General features: G+C 38.2%; 5 protein-coding genes. All 5 read left to right on the top strand.

All coding sequences use genetic code 11. From position 1 onward, the window contains the following. Window positions 1-659: 659 nt before the first annotated feature. From E6H07_08320 to E6H07_08300, 5 genes are read left to right on the top strand one after another with little or no spacing between them, the layout of a single operon-like run. Window positions 660-1,658 carry a two-component sensor histidine kinase gene (locus E6H07_08320; protein ID TMI66502.1) on the top strand — a complete coding sequence of 333 codons (999 nt, stop codon included), beginning with the start codon at window positions 660-662 and terminating at the stop codon, window positions 1,656-1,658. 2 nt (window positions 1,659-1,660) lie between these two features. Beyond that, on the top strand, window positions 1,661-3,904 hold the full coding sequence (locus E6H07_08315) for a tetratricopeptide repeat protein (GenBank protein TMI65896.1): 2,244 nt from the start codon (window positions 1,661-1,663) through the stop codon (window positions 3,902-3,904). Further along, window positions 3,846-5,999, top strand: coding sequence for a hypothetical protein (locus E6H07_08310; GenBank protein TMI65895.1), 2,154 nt, complete (start codon window positions 3,846-3,848; stop codon window positions 5,997-5,999). The genes E6H07_08315 and E6H07_08310 overlap by 59 nt, the downstream gene beginning before the upstream one ends. A gap of 4 nt (window positions 6,000-6,003) precedes the next feature. Beyond that, window positions 6,004-11,889, top strand: a complete 5,886-nt coding sequence (locus E6H07_08305; GenBank protein ID TMI65894.1) for a hypothetical protein — start codon at window positions 6,004-6,006, stop codon at window positions 11,887-11,889. A 3-nt stretch (window positions 11,890-11,892) separates the two neighbouring features. Continuing rightward, the gene (locus tag E6H07_08300; protein ID TMI65893.1) at window positions 11,893-21,657 is read left to right on the top strand and encodes a DUF4440 domain-containing protein; all 9,765 of its coding nucleotides are present in this window, start codon (window positions 11,893-11,895) and stop codon (window positions 21,655-21,657) included. Window positions 21,658-21,666: the final 9 nt, after the last annotated feature.

The following is a 21,666-nucleotide window of genomic DNA, read 5'->3' as shown; positions in this document are numbered from 1 at the left end:
AATGCGAAAAAAATATCTGGAATATTTCCAAATTCACTAATAGCGGGATTCCTGAATTTGCGAGATTAAGTATGTTGGGTACTATGCAAAGTGATGTTGCAGGCATATATTCAACTACAGGGAATTATGATAAGCAGCTTAACACAATTCAGGATTGTATTAAAACTGCTACAAGGATAAATGATAATACACTGCTTTCACAGGCCTTCAGGAACCTGGGAGCTCATTTTTTACGGGAGAATAAATTAGATTCAGCTTTGACTTATTTCAAGAAATCCCTTGACTATTCGGATTTAGCCGGGTATAATAAATACCGAAGTAGCAATTATAATAGTATCGGCAAAATTTATTTGAGACAAAATTTATATGAACTGGCGTTGGAAAATTTTTTAAATGCGTTGCGATCGGGGAAAGAACAAAATAATAACTCAAGTATGGGTGAGAGTTATGTGCTAATGTCCCGGTATTATAATAAGACCGGCAAAAATGACTCCGCTCTTTATTATGCCAAATTAGGATTGGCTAAAAACCAAAATACAGGCCAGGTAAGGGGTGTTATTGAATCATATAGTTCTTTGGTAAATATTTATAAGGATCAGAAAAGGCCGGACAGTGCATTGCTCTATTTGGAGCTTGCCAATACTGCGAAAGATTCTTTAATGAGCGTTGAAAAGATCAGGCAACTTTATAATATAGGATTCGATGAACAACTTCGCTTGCAGGAATTAGAAAAAGAAAGTCTGCAAACCAAAAGCAAAATAAGGATCTATTCTTTACTTGGGGGTTTAGGCATATTGTTAATAGCTGCTGTATTATTATTTAGAAACAATCGCCAAAAACAAAGATCAAATAAGGTTTTAGAAGCAACACTTACTAATTTAAGATCTACCCAATCTCAACTTGTCCAATCCGAAAAAATGGCTTCATTGGGTGAATTGACAGCAGGCATTGCCCATGAGATACAAAACCCGCTGAATTTTGTAAACAATTTTTCGGAAGTCAATTCAGAGTTAATAGCTGAAATGAAACAGGAAATTGATAAAGGAAATTTACAGGAAGTAAAATCAATTGCAGATAGTATTGATGATAATGAACAAAAAATCATTAGTCATGGGAAAAGAGCAGATGCTATTGTAAAAGGAATGTTGCAACATAGCCGTACCAGCAACGGCATAAAGGAACCAACAGACATCAACGCTTTAACTGATGAGTATTTGCGTCTCTCCTATCATGGGCTTCGGGCAAAAGACAAATCCTTCAATGCAACAATGAAAACTGATTTTGATAAAAGCATTGGCAACATTAATATCATTCCGCAGGAGATCGGAAGAGTTGTTTTGAATTTGATCAACAATGCATTTTATGTGGTAGATGAAAAAAAGAAACAACATCCGAATGGGTATGAACCAACCGTTTTAGTTAGAACAAAAAAAGTTGGTGATAAAGTTTTGATTAGTGTTAAGGATAACGGTAATGGCATTCCTCAAAAAGTATTAGATAAAATATTTCAACCCTTCTTTACTACTAAACCAACAGGACAAGGAACAGGATTGGGTTTATCATTGAGTTATGATATAGTAAAAGCACATGGTGGGGAATTGAAAGTGGAAACAAAAGAAGGTGAAGGGTCAATATTCACGATTTTATTGAACATATAAAAATGAGAATACGTCTTTTATTATCAGGTTTCATTTTTCTTAGTTTGTTGTCAAACGGGCAAAACCCGGATATTGACAAATTAAGAAAAGAGATCAGTCAACATCCACAGCAAGACGCTTACAGGGTTGATCGGCTTAATAAAATTGCTGACATAGGTAATAATATATTGCCTGATGATGAAAGAATGAAACTGATCGATGAAGCCTTGCTTATTTCACGTTCTATAAAATATAATATTGGCGAAGGTTTTGCTTTAATGAATCTTGCTATAACAGGACGCAACAGGTACACCCGTGAGCAACGGGATAGTTTTCTTTTTAAAGCAGATTCCATTGCAAAAAAGACAGGAGATGAAAGACTGCAGGGATATGTATTGATACGTATCGGCATCAGTAAAAGATTTGGAAATGAAAATGACAAAGCATTATCCAATTTTCTCGAATCGGAGAAATTAGCCATTAACCTCGATGATAAAGAATTACTGGCTAAAAGTCAGGGTGCTATTGCTGAACATTATGAAATTTCGCTAAGTGATCATCTAAAAGCACTTGAATATGCTCTTAAGTCAGTAGATAATGCCGAAAAAGCAAACAGCATAATAAACCTTGCATACAATTATAAAAACCTTGCAGTTATTTATACAAGAATTGGAGATGATGAGAATGCCCTCGCCAGTTATAAAAAAGCAATGGAAGCCACAAAAAAACTTGGCTCAGGTCGTCAATTGGGTAATCTGCACAATAGCATAGGCATTTGGTATGTGACAAATAAAAAATATCCTGAAGCTGTTGAAGAATTAAAACAAGGCCTTGAAGTTGGCAGAAAAAATAATTTCAGTTCTTATGATATGGCTTTTCTTGAAGGCAATCTAAGTACTGCGTATACACATTTGGACAGCTTTGCGCTAGTAGCTCCGCTTGCATTTCGGGCATTGAATGAATTTGAGAAAAGCGAGGATATTGAAGGTATGGCCTGGTGTAATAGCATGCTGGCAGATGTGTTTCTTAAAAAAAACATGCCGGACAGTGCCATATACTACGCCAGCCGTGGTTTGAAGCAGGCAAATGAAACAGGAACTATAGAATATATGAGGGATAACTCGGAATCATTGGCCGATGCTTATGCATTCAAAAAAGATTTTAAAAATGCTTATAAATATCATTTGGATTTTATAAGCTACCGCGATAGTATCCTAAATACGGATGTTAAGAAGAAAGCAGGTTTTTTACAATACAAATATGACCTTGAAAAAAAACAGGCACAGATCACCGTCCTTAACCAGGAAAAAAGAATTCAAAAGATCTTTTTGATAAGTACACTGATCGTATTACTGCTGATCATTGTAAGTGTATTCATGCTGGTAAGAAATATCCGGCACAAACAAGAGGCCAACAAAATACTGCTGAGACAAAAACAACTGATCGAGCAGCAGCGGGATCAAACTAATAAGGCGATGACAGAACTGCAGCAAACACAAAAGCAATTGATACAGTCCGAAAAGATGGCTTCGCTGGGTGAGCTCACTGCCGGCATTGCCCATGAAATTCAAAACCCGTTGAATTTTGTCAACAATTTTTCAGAAGTGAACAAAGAACTGGCAGATGAGCTGGTACAGGAAATTGAAAAAGGTAATCATGCCGATGCAAAAGCAATTGCGAAGGACATTAAGGATAACGTAGAAAAAATAAATCATCATGGAAAAAGAGCAGATGGAATTGTAAAAAACATGTTGCAACATAGCCGAAGCAGTAGCGGTGTAAAAGAGATCACTAATATCAATGCTTTAGCTGATGAGTATTTACGTCTCTCCTATCATGGGCTTCGGGCAAAAGACAAATCCTTCAATGCAACAATGAAAACAGATTTTGATGAAAATATTGGCAACATTAATATCATTCCACAGGATATTGGCAGAGTTATTCTCAATTTGATCAACAATGCCTTTTATGTAGTGGATGAAAAAAAGAAATCTGGAATTGGAGGATATGAGCCAACAGTTTCAGTAAGTACAAAAAAGATGAATGGTAAAGTTGAAATAAGTGTGAAGGATAACGGTAACGGCATCCCTCAAAAAGTATTGGACAAGATATTTCAACCATTCTTTACAACCAAACCAACAGGACAAGGAACTGGTTTGGGTTTATCATTGAGTTATGATATTGTAAAGGCACATGGTGGAGAATTGAATGTTGAAACAAAAGAAGGTGAAGGAAGTGAGTTTATTATTATTCTTCCTTTCTTGTAAAACGGGTAAATTTAAAGTAATGAAACCGCTGTTTATTTTCCTGATGGTTTTCTTAAAAATGATTCCTGCGTTGGCGCAGGAATTTGACCCCGTTGGTATAAAAGCCCGGCTGGAAAATACAACAAATGATACTTTGCGACTGGTTCAGTTTACCTCCTTATCCTTTGCTTATTCAGAGATCAATTCCGACAGTTCATTGTTTTATGCAGAGAGATCAATAAGCCTGGCGAGGAAATTAAAATTCCCTCTTAGTGAGGCGTTAGCAATGAACTATAAAGGCTATGCGTTGCTGAACATGGGTAATTATCCGAGGTCTTTGCAAACGTTTTTATCAGCACTTGAAATTGCTGGTGATGATCAAAATGAAAAAAGTATACCACCGGAAAAATATCGTACTGCTGAAGGGTTGAACATTTTGAATATTTCCCCGGGAAATTATCGATTGCAGATCCTGGCATGGATTCATTTTAACACGGGAGTGTTATATGAAAATGCTAGTAACCCGGAAAAGGAATTGTTTCATTACACACAGGCCCTCCGGTTAGGAGAGCAAATTGGCAATGTAGAAGTTTTGTGTGTTACCAATATGAATTTAGGACGATTCTATCTATCTATTAAAAAACCTGACTCTGCGTTAATATTCGAAAAAAATGCCTATGAAATTTCCCGGCAATTGAATACGCAGGAATATAATGGTAGCGTTTTGCTTAACCTTGGAAGAGCCTACCTCGCAGTTGGAGACAAAGAACAGGGTGTTGGATATATTCGAAAAGCAATTGTGGCTAGTCAAAACCAAAACTATATCCGCGGAGTTATTGCAGCCAATCTATTACTGGCAAGAACCAATATGGGTGAAAACAAAATTGATTCAGGATATCATTTTGCAAAGACTGCTCTTGATGAAGCGGTAAAACTAAATGTGCCTGATCTCATGCTCAGGTGCTATACTACCATGGCTGATTTTTATAAAAAAATAAACAACAGTGACAGTATAGTAAAATACCAGAACCTGATCATTAACATTAAGGATAGCCTTTTCAATTCCAAACAGGTCCAACAATTTCAGAATATTGATTTTGATGAACGTCTTCGCCAGCAGGAAATGGAAGAGGCTAAAAAAGAATATCGCGACAGGTTGACCAGGTATAGCTTGTTCGCAGGACTTGCTATTTTTTTGCTTACCGCAATAATATTATGGAGGAATAACTGGAATAAACAAAAAGCATACAAATTATTAAAAGAACAAAAAAGGGAAACTGACCTTCAAAAAGAAAAACTGGAACTGACCCTTGGTGAGCTAAGATCAACTCAAGCCCAACTGATCCAATCAGAAAAAATGGCTTCCCTGGGTGAACTTACTGCAGGCATTGCTCATGAAATTCAAAACCCCTTGAATTTTGTCAACAATTTTTCAGATGTAAATAAGGAATTGGCTGATGAATTAGAACAAGAGATGGAAAAGGGAAATTATGCAGATGCAAAAGCAATTGCAAAAGATATCAAAGAGAATGAGCAAAAAATAAATCATCACGGTAAAAGAGCTGATGCGATCGTAAAAGGAATGCTACAACACAGCCGTAGCAGTAGCGGGCAAAAGGAACCAACTGATATCAATGCTTTGGCTGATGAGTATTTAAGATTAGCTTATCATGGTCTTCGTGCAAAAGACAAATCATTCAATGCAAACATGAAAACTGATTTTGATGAAAGCATTGACAAGATCAATATTGTTCCGCAAGATATTGGAAGAGTTATACTTAATTTGATCAACAATGCTTTTTATTCAGTAGCTGAAAGAAAGAAAGCCCCACAGCCCCCTAAAGGGGGAGTTGAGTATGAACCTACGGTTTCTGTAACTACAAAGAAAACTGGCGATAAAGTTTTAATTTCTGTTGTCGATAACGGCAATGGCATTCCGCAAAAAATATTGGATAAGATATTTCAACCCTTCTTTACTACCAAGCCAACAGGACAGGGAACGGGATTGGGGTTGTCATTGAGTTATGATATAGTAAAAGCACATAGAGGAGAATTGAACGTGAAAACGAAAGAGGGAGAAGGCACAGAATTTATCATTAGTTTACCAGTCAATTGATAAAATGAAACTGACTAAAAAACTGGAAGCAGAGATAAAAGCGCTGATGGATGACTACTGGGATTCTTATTTCAGGGGTGATCTGAAACATTGGCGCAATTATCTCGTGGATGATTACCGGAATATCGGCGGCACCGAAGAAGAGGTCTGGAATTCCAAAAAGGAGATACTTGATTACACCCGCCGGATCATTGATCAGATGATTGGATCGGCGGAGATAAGGAATAAGAAAACACAGATCATTCCTTATGATCCGTATATCATGGTTCATGAGTTTATTGATTTGTTTATTAAAGTAGAAGGTAAATGGAACTTCTATGGAAAATTCAGGTTGTCATCATTAATTCAAAAGACAGCGAAGGGATGGAAAGTTTTACACCAGCATGGCTCCTACCCGGATTCTCATACCGAACAGGGAGAAGCTTTTGCTTTTGATAACCTGAGAAAGGAGAACACACAACTGCGTGAAGCTGTGAAACGCCGCACTGTTGATTTGGAAAACAAAAACCGTGAACTGGAGATTGAAACAGCTTTGGAAAAAGTCCGGGCTATCGCATTGGGAATGAAAGAGCCGGCTGATATGCCGGAAGTGTGCAAAACAATTTCTCTTCAGTTGCAGTCCTTAGGTGTTAAAGAAATCCGCAATGTGCAAACTGCCATCTTTTACCAGGACAGGGGCACATACATGAATTATGAATATTATGCAAAGCATAAGAAAACATTTATTACTGAGACTGTTTACACCAATCACCGGATAGCTAAAGCCTTCGCATTACAGATGCTGAAAGGAAAAGGGGAAACTTATATTACACATATCAAAAACAAAAAAGTAAAAGAATGGCTTGCTTATCAGAAAACAACCAATGTATTTATTGATAAATACCTGAATACAGCCGCATCGCTTAACTACTACTGGCATTCACTGGGACCAGTTGCACTAGGCATCTCTACTTATTCACCATTAAGTAAAAATGAGCTGGGTTTATTCAAACGTTTCCTGAATGTATTTGAACTGGCTTATACAAGATACCTTGATATTGAACAGGCCCTTGCACAGGCAAAAGAAGCACAGATCGAAGCAGCCCTTGAAAGAGTGAGGAGTCGCAGTATGGCAATGCACAATGCTTCTGAATTACAAGAAGTCATTCACACCGTACATAAAGAACTACTCAGCCTGCAACTTGCGATTTATGGAGGATCATTCATTGTTATAAATCGTGATATTGATAACGAGCTCCGTTGTTGGGGATCAGGAGGCACTGCAGATACTTCAGAGGAAGTGTATATTCCACGCTTTGAAAAACCCTTTATCAAAAATCTTATAAACGGTATAAAAAAAGGTCAGCGTTTTTTTACCGAAGAATACTCGCAGGATCAAAAAAAGGAATTTTTCACTTTCTTATTTAAACATCAACCCTGGGCAAGTCTCGATAGCAATAAGAAAAAGGAAGTTCTTAAAAGCCCGGGAGGATATACAAGGTCTTGTTGCGTGATGCGATACACCAGCATTTTTATTATCAACCAATCAGGAAGAAAATTTACAGAAGCAGAAAATGATATTCTTCAACGCTTTGCAAAAGTCTTTGAACAAACCTATACTCGTTTTCTTGATCTGCAAAAAGCAGAAGCACAGGCAAGAGAAGCAAAGATCGAAGCTGCATTGGAAAGAGTAAGAAGTAGAACAAATGCCATGCATCGAAGCGAAAGCCTTCATGACGTAATTAAAGAAGTGAATGACCAGTTGCAACAATTGGGATTTCGATTTGATGCTGCAGATTTTTTGACTGATTATTCCGATAAAGGTTATAATATATGGATAGCGAATTTTCCGACTCCGGTTTATGTGCCTGCAATCGATCACAGACTTTTTAACCTGTTAAAAGAAGTTACAAAACGGGGCGATAGTTTTTTTACGTTCATATTAACCACTAAAGAAAAAAATATACACTTTAAAAATATTTTTGAAAATACATTAGCGAAAAACGCTCCGGAAGAATTAAAGCAATATATATATAATGCCAAAGGAATGGCAACATCCTGTGCTGTTTTAAAAAACATTACACTTTCCGTTACCAATTTTGCATCTATACCATATACAGATGAGGAAAATGAAATTCTCAAACGTTTCGCTTATGTCTTCGAACAATCATATACCCGTTTTCTTGATCTGAAAAAAGCAGAAGCACAGGCAAGAGAAGCTCAGATTGAAGCTTCATTGGAAAAAGTGCGGGCACAGGCTTTGGGAATGAAAAAACCCGGTGATTTGTTGCACATAGTCGAAGTGGTGTTCTCGGAACTTAATAAACTCGGCTTCACCGAACTGAGGAATACGATGATCCAGATCCATAACGATGCCGCGAAGTCATTTGTGGAGTATGATTATTCTATTTCTTCGGGCCCAACCGTTGACACACTTCCATACAATATTCATCCTGTAACTGAAAATCTTTTAAAACAGATCAGAAGTGGCAACGATGCTTTTGCTGAAATGGTGATCAGTGGAAAGAAATTAAAAGACTATAGGGAACACCTGGTAAGCAGCGGCCAAATTGATGACCCACTTTTAGAAGGTATAGATTCACTCTCTTATTACTTTTACTCTATAGGGCTCGGGTCAATTGGGATATCAACATATAGTCCCATCACAGAAGAAAAAAGAGACCTGTTGAGACGCTTCAGGAATGTATTTGATTTTGCTTACCGCAGGTATGTGGATGTGGCACAGGCAGAAACGCAGGCAAGGGAAGCAAGGATAGAACTGGCATTGGAACGTACCCGTACACAAAGCATGATCATGCAGCATTCGAAAGAATTGGATGATACCTTACGGGTTTTTCATGAACAGGTTTTGCTGCTTGATATTCCTTCAGCATTTTCATTTTTATGGTTGCCTGACGAAAAAAATGATCGCCACATTTTTTGGGCTGCATGGGAAGAAGGTGAAAAGGGCTCAACAGTTTTTAAAAGTAAGGCCATTAATTATCCGCTTGATAGAAATGAACCTGCCACCGCACAATGTCTTATTGATTGGAAAAGCAATGACCCCGTTTATTCATATCATGTTCCACCTGCTGGTGTTAAAAATTATTTTGCTGTATGGCAGGAATTGATCGATGGAGTTGATCACCTGAAACCGGAATATTTCTCCGATGGTTTGCATTATGTAGAAGCTTTCATGAAATATGGTTGCTTTGGTGTAATGGTAGAAAGTGACCTGGCTGAAGATGAAAAAAAGATTCTCAACCGCTTTGCCATTGAATTTGAAAGAACCTATACCCGTTTCCTTGATCTGCAAAAAGCGGAAGCACAGGCAAGAGAAGCACAGATTGAAGCAGGATTGGAAAGAGTAAGAAGCCGTGCAATGGCAATGCAAAATTCAGAAGAATTGAATGCACTCATCGGGACTGTATTTACCGAATTAATAAAACTTGATCTTGTTCTTATAAGATGTGTCATATTTATCTATGAAGGAAACGAAAATGGAGTTCGCTGGTGGATGGCAAATTCTGAAGCCCCTTCGTCGCCGATGAACTGTTTTGTTAAGTATGTTGATCTGCCTGTTTTCAATAGTTATTTAAAAGGATGGCAAGAAAGATCATTGAAATGGCAATATGTTTTGGAGGGTCAGGAAAAATTTATGTCAGATGAATTTGCGTTTAAAGAAACAGAATTGTCACAGTTACCAGATTTTGTGATTGCAGGAATGCGGGTACCTGAAAGAATTTACTTATCCGCGTCTTTCAATAGTTTCGGTTGCCTTACGTTAGCAAGTCTTGAACTGCTATCCGATGAACATATTGATATCCTGATCCGTTTTGCGAAAGTGTTTGATCTTACTTATACCCGTTTTAATGATCTTAAACAAGCAGAAGCACAGGCAAGAGAAGCGCAGATAGAATTAGGTTTAGAAAGAGTAAGAGCAAGAGCCATGGCAATGCAGAAATCCCATGAGCTAAGAGAATTGATAGCAACAGTGTCCAATGAACTGGGCAAGCTCGATATTGTACTCGACAGATGCTTTATTATAATTTATGATCCTCGGTCAAATGATTCAACCTGGTGGATGGCCAATCCTGAAACACCATTGGAACCAGTAGGTTTGTTAGTAAAATATCATGAACATGCGCCTTATTTAGCTCTATTAAAGGCATGGAATGAGCGAATACTTGAATCGCAATACATTCTTGAAGGAGAAACTAAAAAAACATGGGATAAGTTCTTATTCACAGAAACGGGGCTTTCGAAATTGCCTCAAATGGTTAGTGCGAATATGCAAGCCAAAGACAAAGTATATCTTTCCAGCTCATATAACAATTTTGGTTCCCTCACATTAGCAACACTTGAGCCACTATCAAATGAACAATTTGATATCATGCTTCGCTTCGCTAAAGTTTTTGACCTTACCTATACACGTTTTAATGATCTGCAAAAAGCCGAAGCGCAGGCAAGGGAAGCGCAAATAGAAGCTGCATTAGAAAGAGTAAGAAGCAGAACAATGGCAATGCATAAAAGTGAAGAACTGCCAGGGGCTGCGAGTTTGCTTTTTCATCAAATACAAATACTGGGGATGCCGGCTTTCGCTGCTGGTTATTGCATCTGGGAGGAAGAGAAGGAGACCATCACTTTATGGATGAGTAGTGAGGGAGTATTGCAACCGCCTTTTAAAGCCCCTACAACAGAAGATGAGCTGTTTATTCAAATGCGGAAAGGATATGAGGATGGCCGATCATTGCATATAGTGGAAATGGGCGGTGAAGAGCTCGTTGCACATTACCGGTATATGCGTACGTTGCCAGTTGTAGGTGATATTTTCGATTCTATCCTGGAAGCAGGTCACCCGTTGCCTGTTTTTCAGGTTATGCATTATGCATACTTCTCAAAAGGATTTTTATTGATCATCACCTATGAGCCCGTACCGGACGCACATGCTATATTCAAACGTTTCGCGGCCGTATTTGAACAAACCTATACCCGTTTTCTTGATCTGCAAAAAGCCGAAGCACAGGCAGAACAAGCAAGCCTTGACCTGATACAAATACAATTAGAAAAGAAAAGAGCTGAAGATGCATTGACTGAATTGCAGGTTACACAAAAACAACTGATACAAGCAGAAAAAATGGCGAGCCTTGGTGAATTGACTGCCGGTATTGCGCATGAAATTCAAAACCCGTTAAATTTCGTCAATAATTTTTCTGATGTAAGCAAAGAATTATTAGATGAAATGAAAACAGAATTGGATAAAGGCAATATGGAAGATGCTAAAGAGATCGCCAACGACGTGATACAAAACCTGGAAAAAATAAATCACCATGGCAAACGGGCAGATGGCATTGTAAAAGGAATGCTTCAGCACTCAAGAACGGGTAGCGGACAAAAAGAACTAACTGATATTAACTCCTTGTGCGATGAATATTTAAGATTAGCTTATCATGGTTTAAGGGCAAAGGACAAATCCTTTAATGCAAAATTTGAAACGGAACTCGATAACAGCATTGGTAAAGTAAATATTATTCCCCAGGATATCGGAAGAGTGTTAGTGAACCTGATCAATAATGCATTTTATGCGGTGAGTGAAAAGCTAAAACAAAATGGCAACGTCCGCCCGGACGATCCAGTCGGACGGGGGTACGAACCATTTGTTATAGTAACTTCAAAAAAGAACGGTGACAGGATTGTACTAAGTGTGAAGGATAATGGAAACGGTATTCCAGAAAAAGTAGTAGATAAAATATTTCAGCCATTCTTTACCACCAAACCGACAGGACAAGGAACCGGGTTGGGATTATCCCTGAGCTATGATATTGTAAAATCTCATGGAGGAGAATTGCTGGTCGAAACAAAAGAAGGCGAAGGAACAGAGTTTATAATTAGTTTACCGGTTAATCAATAAGAAATGAAACTGACGAAACAATTGGAAGCAGAAATAAGGAAGATATATGAAGCTTTCTGGGAAAGTTATATCAATGGCGACCTGGAAACGTATGCTTCTTTGCTTGATGCAGATTTCAAATTTATCGGATCTACTGAAGCCGAGCCGTTGTTAAATAAAAAAGATTCAATAAAATTCTTAGAAGCAACATCAGAGCAATTGAGAGGAAAAGCTGAATTCAGGAACAGGAACATAAAAATTGAAACAGCCGACGATCTAATTCTTATCACCGAATTATGCGATGGGTATATTCTTATTGGATCAGAATGGAATTTCTATTCCAGGTTCAGGTTATCATCATTGCTTAAAAAGAAGAAAGAGGATTGGAAGTTTATTCATCAGCATGTTTCGATGCCGGATTCAAAAGCAAAGGAAGGTGAATCTTATGGTCTGGAACAAATAAGAACTGAAAATATCCAACTCCGTGACGCAGTAAAACGACGTACAGTAGAATTAGAAAATAAAAACCATGAACTGGAAATTGAAACGGCACTCGAAAGAGTAAGAGCTGTTGCAATGTCAATGCACAAACCGGAAGACTTAGCCGGGGTCGGTGAAACAATATTTACAGAATTGAAATCACTTGGATTTACCGAGCTGCGCAATACAGAGATCATTATCATTAGTGATGAAAAAGAAACGCTGACGAGCTATTATTATTCTGATTATGGTGTTACCGGTGTTGTAGAAGTAGATTATAAAAGTGATCCAAAAGTACAGAGCTGGGTAGATCAATTAAAAAAAGCCAATGATGCTTTTGCTGAAGTTGTCATTAATGAAAAAGAGATAAAAGCATGGAGAAAATATAGGGAAGAAGTTGGTCATGTACCTGATCCGAAACTGAATAAAGCTAAAGAGGTTTACTATTATTCTTATTCGATCGGAATGGGCGGGCTAAGTATTTCAACTTTTAAACCTGCATCCAATGAACAAATCAAAATCCTCGAAAGGTTCAGAAATGTTTTCAATCTCTCCTATCAACGATACATTGATATTGCAAATGCCGAAGCACAGGCAAGAGAAGCTCAAATAGAATTAGGATTGGAAAGAGTTCGTGCAAAAACGATGGCGATGCAAAAACCATCGGAGTTTGTCGATATAATTAATGTAATAGGTGAGCAATTCATTCATCTTGGTTTTGATATTGACTGGGTCAATTTCGGCGCCAATGGATTTGCTATTTCTGAAGGAATCGATATTTGGAATTTTGCGGTGATACCGGGGGCTTCACCAATTGCTGCAAGGGTGTTTATCCCGTATTTTGATCATCCTGTATTTACTACTTCGGCTGCAAGCATTAATGAATTTACAAATGGCGGGAAAGATTTTACTGTAGTGACCCTGGATAAACAAACCAAGGACACCTGGCTGGATCATCTTTTTACCAAAACGATTTTTAAGGATGTACCGGAGGAATATAGAGTTATTCAATATGCAAAAGCCGGTTATACCACTTCTAATATATCATTAAAAGATACCTGGCTTTCTATTGGCAAGTTTGATATAAAAAATTTCACTGATGAACAGCATGCGATCTTAAGAAGGTTTGCAAATGCTTTTGGCCAGGCATACACCCGTTTCCTTGATCTGCAAAAAGCAGAAGTACAGGCAAGGGAAGTACAGATAGAATTAGCATTGGAAAGAGTTCGTGCAAGAACAATGGCTATGCAACGAAGTGATGAATTATCTGAAACTGCTGCTGTTCTTTTCCAGGAATTTAAAAAACTGGGTGAGGAAGATCTTCTTCAAATTACGTTTGGTATTTATAATGAAGCAGCCGGGCTGATGGAATTTCATGTTACAAGCTGGGCAGGCGGTGGTGAACAGGTAAACCGTCCTTTTAATTTAAGTATTGAAGAACCTACTTTACTGAAACCTGTATTTACAGCATGGAAGCAACAAAAAAAATCAATTGTAGTTGATCTTACAGGTAAAAAACTCGAAGGTTGGATAAAATACCGGAATGCTAATACTGGTGTTACTGTTCGCAGTGCGGATACACATGGCCGTCGTGTTATAACTGCTGCTTTTTTTTCCAAAGGACAGGTTTCTATTTCTTCACCTGAACCTAAGTCGCCGGAAATAGTTCAGTTGCTAGAAAGATTTGCAGGTGTATTTGATCTTACCTATACCCGTTTCTTAGATTTAAAAAATGCAGAAGCACAGGCAAGAGAAGCACAAATAGAATTAGGATTGGAAAGAGTTCGTGCAAGAGCAATGGCGATGCAAAACTCCGATGAATTAAAAGAATTGATTGGAACAGTATTTACTGAGTTAACAAAACTGGATTTGGTCCTCACCCGTTGCGTCATCATGATTTATGATGGCCAGGAAAGTAATTCCCGCTGGTGGATGGCCAACTCAGAAGATCCTAATAACCCGGCAGGCTTTTTTATTAAGCGACATGAACATCCGCCAATGGTTGCTTATTTCAAAGCCTGGCATGAAAGAAAACTAAAATACTCTTATGCCCTGCAAGGGAAAATAAAACAAGAGTGGGATGAGTTTTTGTTTAGTGAAACAGAGCTAAAAAACTTACCGGACTTTGTTATAGATGGGATGAAGGCGCCGGATCTTGTTTATTTAAATGCATCCTTTAACAACTTTGGTAACCTGACTCTCGCATCACTTGAACCATTGAGTGATGAGCATTTCGATATCCTGCTTCGCTTTGCGAAAGTTTTTGATCTCACTTATACCCGTTTTAATGATCTGCAAAAAGCAGAAGCGCAGGCAAGAGAAGCACAGATAGAATTAGGATTGGAAAGAGTAAGAGCAAGAGCAATGGCGATGCAAAAATCTGATGAGCTATCTGAATTAGTTGATACTGTTTTTAAAGAATTAACCAAACTTGATTTTGCACTAACATGGTGTATCATTAATATCATTGATGAGAGTTCAATGTCCAATACCGTTTGGGCCGCAAACCCGGATATAAATAAGCCGCCGGAATCTTATCACATGTTGTTTGAAGATTATCCTTTTCACCATGAGATGATGAAAGGTTGGAAAGAAAGGAATACAAAGTCAGTGTATACACTTGAAGGGGATGAAAAACGGATCTATGATGATTATTTATTCAGTGAAACAGAATTTAAGAGAACTCCTGAAGCAGCGCAGGCGGCATCAAGGGCTATGGAAAAATATGTTGTTTCTTTTTCATTCAGCAATTTCGGTGGATTACAAACTGTTGGAGATATTCCATTATCAGATGCAAATCTTGATATACTTAGCCGCTTTGGAAAAGTTTTTGATCTTACCTACACACGTTTCAATGATTTGAAACAGGCAGAAGCACAGGCAAGAGAAGCAAGGATTGAAACTGCTTTGGAAAAAATCAGGAGCAGGTCTTTAGCCATGCATAAAAGTGATGAGCTTAATAATGTAGTCAGTCTTGCGTTTGAGAAATTAAGGGAACTAAATGTAAAGATGGATTCAGCTTGCATCCTGACTTTTAAAGAAGGTTCCAACGATTATACTGCATGGGCTGCCAATCCAGATTTGTTTACTGCTACCTCCGCATTTATTCCATACTTCGAACATCCTATAGTAAGAGCAATACATGAAGCCAGGAATAGATCAGGAGGTTTTATTGATGAAACATGGTCCTTTGAAGATAAAAACTCTCATTGGGAACATCTATTTGCATATTCTGATTGGAAATATATGCCAGATGAACTTAAAAACGCAATTCGTGAATTTGAAGGATGGGGATTTACAGGACCGGTATCAAAAAACTCGGCAACTTTTTTAGTTAGCTATTCAGAAAAAAAATATACTGAACAGGAAAAAGAAATCATAAAACGTTTAGGAAAAGTATTTGATCAGGCCTATATCCGTTTTCTCGATCTTCAAAAAGCAGAAGCACAGGCAAGAGAATCACAGATCCAATTGGCGCTGGAAAGGGTTCGTGCAAGAACAATGGCTATGCAGCATAGTGATGAACTGAAAGAAGCAGCTGCATTATTATTTCAACAAGTAAAATCATTAGGGGCACCTGCTTATAGCTGTGGCTATAATATCTGGGAAGAAAATGAAAAAGAATTTACTTCCTGGATGAGTACTCAGGACGGTAGTATTATTAACGGGGTTCCAAATATCCCGCTGACTGAAGATGCTAATTTCATTCGTTATGTTAGGTCAAAACAAAATGGCGAACAGTTTTTTGTTTTAGAACTGCGTGACGAAAGAATGCAGGAGCATTATGAATATCTTAAAACTATTCCAGCGTTTAAAGCTTTTTTCGAATATGCACTAAGTGTGGGTTTTGATATGCCCGAAACACAAATACATCATGTGGCTAATTTTTCACAAGGCAATTTGCTGTTTATTACATTGGAGCCATGTCCTGAATTTCATGATGTATTCAAACGGTTTGCAGCTGTATTTGAACAGACCTATACAAGATTTCTTGATCTTCAGAAAGCTGAAGCACAAACAAGAGAATCACAAATAGAATTGGCTCTTGAGAGAGTTCGTGCCAGAACAATGGCTATGCAAAGAAGTGATGAACTTCGTGAAGCTGTTCTTGTGATTTATGAACAACTGCAACAGTTGAGTTTTGATTCGAAAGCCTGCAACATTATAATTATTGATAAAGAATCCGACACTGCCCGGTATTGGGTGTCAGGTTTTTCGCAGGAAATATTCCCGGAAAGTTATACGGTGCCATATCTTGATCATCCTTACCAGGATATGCTGTTGAAACCCTGGAAACAAGGTGACAAATATGTGGTATATGAATATACCGGCAAGATGAAACAAAGTTTTGATGAACTCTTTTTTACCCAGACTGAATTCAGAAACGTACCGGAAGATGCAAAAAATGTAATGATTGGATTAGCTTCAGTTACGTTGTCAACAGCATTCATCAGTTATGGTGCATTACAGGCTATAGGACCTGAACCTCTTTCAGAAGAAAAAGCAAATATTCTTAAACGCTTTGCAAAAGTTTTTGAACAGACCTATACAAGATTTCTTGATCTGCAAAAATCAGAAGCACAGGCAAGAGAATCACAAATTCAACTTGCATTAGAAAGAGTTCGTGCCAGAACGATGGCCATGCAAAGAAGTGATGAACTTCCGGAAACATCTTTTTTACTTTTTCAGCAAGTGAAAGAATTGGGTGAGACCACTGTACAAAATTCTATCGGAATCGTTAATGAGGAGGCCGGATTTGTTGAATTATCTACAACAGTTCAGGGTCACCATTTGCCACATACACTAAATGTTCCGATCGATGATCCATATGTGATGGCTAAAGCAGTTGCTGCATGGAAAGCAAACCGTAAATCGCTGAAATTGGAGTTTGCAGGACAGGAATTGAAAGAGTATAATGAACACCGTAATAGTTTTTTTGAAACAAAAGTAAATTTTCCTGAAGACCTGTGGATCGTCAATATCATTTTCTTTTCAAAAGGATGGCTGTCCTTTTCTTCCGATAAAGACATATCCGATGAAACGTTTGACTTGCTAAAAAGATTTGCCGCTGTTTTTGAGCAAACCTATACTCGCTTTAATGATTTAAAACAGGCAGAAGCACAGGCAAGAGAATCACAAATAGAAGCCGCATTGGAAAAAGTAAGAAGCCGCTCCATGGGTATGCAAAAAAGTGAAGAGCTAAAAGAAGTGATCCAGGTTGTATATGATCAGTTCGTTCACTTAAATATCCATGTTGAACATACAGGGTTTGTTATGGATTATAAGACAAGGGATGATTATTATATTTGGATAGCTGACCATCATGGTGCTCCCTCCCGGGTAATCATTCCTTATTTTGATTCTCTGTATTACAATCGTTTTAATGAAGCAAAAGAAAAAGGAGAGAATTTCTTTGCCACCAACCTGAGTTTTGAAGAAAAAAACAGGTTTTATCAAAAGCTTTTTGAGTATGTCCCCGGTTTGCCTGAGCAAGCAAAGGAATTTTATTTTAGTTGTGCTGGGCTTGCAGCTTCGACTGTATTGTTAGAAAATGTTGGCCTGTACATTGAAAATTTTTCGGGTATTCCTTTTTCGGATGAAGAGAATAAAACGCTTATGCGTTTTGGAAAAGTATTCCAACAAACCTATACCCGTTTCCTCGATCTGCAAAGAGCAGAAGCCCAGGCAAGGGAAGGAAAGATAGAAGCGGCATTAGAAAGAGTTCGTTCACGATCTTTAGCTATGCATTCCAGTGGGGAGCTGGGAGAAGTTGTTACCGTTGTATTGAATAATTTGCTGGAGCTAGGTTATATCATTGACCAGGGTGCAGCAGCCCACTTAGCAATATTTTCCGAGGGCACAAAAGATTTTTTTCAATGGTCAGCAGACCCGGCCCTTCCACATCCTGTCAGATCCTTCATTCCTTATACGGATCTACCTATACTAACTGAATTCTGGGATGCCAGGCAAAAAGGGCATGACTTTTTTGCCAAGGTTTATTCTTTTGATGAAAAGAATACCTGGTTCAACTACGCCTTTGAGCATTCAGATCTTAAACATATTCCAGGGGAATTAAAAAAACTCCTCCTGGAAAGTGAAACCTATGCACATTCAGTTGCGATAGAGAAGAACTCCGCAATTATCATAAACAGTATTACAGGCAATCAACTTTCGGAAAATCAAATTGATATTCTAAGACGATTTTCCAAAGTTTTTGAACAAGCCTATACCCGTTTTCTTGATCTTCAAAAAGTAGAAGCACAGGCAAGAGAGGCGCAGATAGAAGCAGGACTGGAAAGGGTTCGTTACAGTGCAATGGCTATGCAGTCAAGTGAAGATGTTGGTTCAGCTACTGCAGTTGTATTTAATGAAATTTCTTTACTGGGTGTTGAAACCCTGCGATGCGGTATTACTATTATTCACCCGGATATGACTGCAGATGTATGGGCAGCTACTGCTACCAGCGAAGGAAAAGAGATGAAAGGAATGGGCAGCATTAATTTTACTGATCATCCATTGTGGGTTGGTTTGTTTGATGCATGGAAGAATAAAGAAGAGAGTTTCACTTATGCATTGAAAGGTGATGATTTAAAATCTTATTATAAAGTATTAACCAACTCGCCTAATTATAATTCATCGTATATACAGAACCAGGAATTTCCTGATCATGTTTTCTATGCATCTTTTTTTGAACAGGGTGCTGTATTTACTTTTTCACTGTTACCCCATAATGATGAAAAACGTAAAGTGCTGAAAAGATTCACGGCGGTATTCTCATTAACCTTCCGCCGCTATCTTGATCTTCAAAAAGCTGAAGCCAATGCAAGAGAAGCACAAATAGAAGCCGGCTTGGAAAGAGTTCGTGCAAGAACAATGGCCATGCATAGTAGTGATGATGTAAGCGTAGCTACTGCAACAATGTTTACCGAACTAGAAAAATTAGGTATTGAAAATTTTCGTGGTGGTATTACAATTATCAAAACAAATCGGACCCAGGAAGTTTGGTCAGTAAATAATTTGACCGAAGCCCGCTTGCCAGACGGGCATGGAAAAACAGTAAAGGCTGTGGGCACATTCAATATTGAAGACCACCCCTTTTGGCAACTTATGTATAAAGAGTGGGAGGATAAAAAAGAATTTTTGTATTATTTTCTTAATGGTAAAGACAAAGAGAACTATGTCAAAATTTTGAGTAGAACACAAAATTATTTGCCACATAATCTTCCGCAATTTCCTGATGTTCATTTCCAGGTATATTTCTTTGGTGAGGGGGCCGTATGGACCAATTCTTTACAACCTCATTCGGAAGAAGCTCAACAGGTAATGAAAAAGTTTACTTCTGTTTTCTCACTTACATTTCGCAGGTACCAGGATCTGAAAAAAGCTGAAGCACAGGCAAGGGAAGCAACCATCGAAGCTTCACTGGAAAGAGTAAGGGCCAAGGCCATGTCTATGCACAATTCGCAGGATCTTTCTGAAACTGTAAATGTATTTTTTAAAGAACTGAAAACACTTAGCATCACCCCACTTCGCTGTGGTGTGGGTGTAGTGGATGAAACAGAACGAACCTCTGCCCTGTCTGCCACTACTGCATCAAAGCAGGGAGACTCCTATGAAATAATAGGAAAACTAAACCTTTCAGGGCATCCTGTACTGGATACTATTTTTGAGCACTGGAAACTGCAGCAGGAATATTATCCTGTATTGAAAGGAGCTGAGATCAAACCTTACTATGAAGCTATGAACCCGCAAGTGCGGATCCCGGATCATCCGGATCATGAAGCGCAGTATGGCAGTTATTTTTATTTTAAAGAAGGATTAGTATTTGCGTGGACCGAAAAAGGCTTGACCGAAGAAGAAATAAAAATATTCCGGAGGTTTACTTCCGTTATATCGCTTACTTACCGCCGCTATATGGAATTGCAAAAATCTGAAACGAATGCAAGAGAAGCGGTCAAACAGGCATCGCTTGACCGTATCCGTGCAGACATTGCATCTATGCGTACAGTTAATGACCTGCAACGGATCACCCCTTTAATATGGGATGAATTGACAATAGTTGGTGTTCCATTTATCCGATGCGGCGTTTTTATCATGGATGAAGAACAAAAGCTAATTCATACTTTTCTTTCAACGCCGGATGGAAAAGCGATCGGTGCATTTCATTTACCATATGATACGCCAGGAAATATCAGGCTTGTATTAAAGAACTGGCAGGATAAAAAAAATTATACCGATCATTGGGATGAAAGCGAGTTTCACCAGTTTGCTGAAATACTTGCACAACAAGGTGCACTTGAATCAGCAGAGAACTATCTCAAAACAATACCACATGGCGGATTCTACCTGCATTTCCTTCCTTTCTTACAAGGAATGTTATATGTAGGTAACACGTCTCAATTAAGTAATGAGGAAATAAAATTAATTCAAGCAGTAGCCGATGCATTTTCTACTGCTTATGCCCGCTATGAAGATTTCAACAAATTAGAAGCGGCAAAAGAACAAATAGAAAATACGCTGACCAATTTGAAACAGACACAGGCACAACTGGTGCAATCAGAAAAAATGGCATCGTTGGGTGAATTGACTGCGGGTATTGCACATGAAATACAGAACCCGTTGAACTTCGTCAATAATTTTTCTGATGTAAGTACTGAACTGGTGGATGAAATGAATGAAGAAATCGCTAAAGGGAATTTGGAAGATGCAAAACAAATAGCAGAAGATCTAAAGCAAAACCTGGAAAAAATAAATCATCATGGTAAACGGGCCGGTGATATTGTAAAAGGAATGCTGCAGCACAGCCGCAGTGGCAGCGGACAAAAAGAAATGACCGATATAAATGCGTTAGCGGATGAATACCTGAGATTAGCTTATCATGGTCTGCGGGCAAAGGATAAAAGCTTCAATGCAAAATTTGAAACAAGTTTTGATCTATCCATTGAAAAGGTAAACGTGATGCCGCAGGATATTGGCCGGGTAGTTTTGAATTTGATCAACAATGCATTTTATGCAGTAAGTGAAAAGAAAAAACAAAATACAAATGGGTTTGAGCCAACTGTTTCAGTAAGCACTAAAAAAGAAAATGGAAAAATTGAAGTGAGTGTAAAAGATAACGGCAACGGCATCCCTCAAAAAGTATTAGATAAAATATTTCAACCCTTCTTTACCACCAAACCAACCGGGCAGGGAACGGGGTTAGGTTTATCATTAAGTTACGATATTGTAAAAGCACATGGTGGTGAATTGAAAGTAGAAACGAAAGAAGGAGATGGAAGTGAATTTATTTTACAGATACCAGCTAATTAAAATGAGAGC

The sequence above is a fragment of the Bacteroidota bacterium genome, assembly GCA_005882315.1.
Classification (GTDB): domain Bacteria; phylum Bacteroidota; class Bacteroidia; order Chitinophagales; family Chitinophagaceae; genus VBAR01.
Note: the sequence above shows the minus strand (reverse complement) of the source record. Positions and strands in the feature narration are given on the sequence as shown.

What these genes read in the sequence shown, in the direction of transcription:
- E6H07_08305 (TMI65894.1), top strand. Translation starts at nt 6,004, where the DNA reads ATGAAACTGACTAAAAAACTGGAAGCAGAGATAAAAGCGCTGATGGAT.
- E6H07_08315 (TMI65896.1), top strand. Translation starts at nt 1,661, where the DNA reads ATGAGAATACGTCTTTTATTATCAGGTTTCATTTTTCTTAGTTTGTTG.
- E6H07_08320 (TMI66502.1), top strand. Translation starts at nt 660, where the DNA reads ATGAGCGTTGAAAAGATCAGGCAACTTTATAATATAGGATTCGATGAA.
- E6H07_08310 (TMI65895.1), top strand. Translation starts at nt 3,846, where the DNA reads ATGTTGAAACAAAAGAAGGTGAAGGAAGTGAGTTTATTATTATTCTTC.
- E6H07_08300 (TMI65893.1), top strand. Translation starts at nt 11,893, where the DNA reads ATGAAACTGACGAAACAATTGGAAGCAGAAATAAGGAAGATATATGAA.